Below are 271 nucleotides of genomic sequence, written 5' to 3'. Positions count from 1 at the left end.
TCGGCGCGGGCGTGGCAGGGGGATACAACCTGGCGTACAACGTGGCCGTTGTGCCGCCGATGAAGCTGAACCCAATCATCACCCGCGTGTTGTTTCCGGCATTTGCCAAAATTCAGGACGACACCGAAAAGCTGCGCGTTAACTTCTACAAGCTGCTGTCGGTAGTGGGGATTATCAACTTTCCGGCGCTGCTGGGGCTGATGGTGGTGTCGAATAACTGTGTACCGCTGGTCTTTGGTGAGAAGTGGAACAGCATTATTCCGGTGCTGCA

1 protein-coding gene is annotated in these 271 nt (G+C 55.7%); it reads left to right on the top strand.

The window, feature by feature from the left end:
- On the top strand, positions 1-271 hold a 271-nt coding region (locus FN960_RS24090), incomplete at both ends, for an oligosaccharide flippase family protein (protein WP_143850816.1).

This window comes from Alkalicoccobacillus porphyridii, from assembly GCF_007293315.1.
Classification (GTDB): Bacteria; Bacillota; Bacilli; order Bacillales; family Bacillaceae_D; genus Alkalicoccobacillus; species Alkalicoccobacillus porphyridii.
Note: the sequence above shows the minus strand (reverse complement) of the source record. Positions and strands in the feature narration are given on the sequence as shown.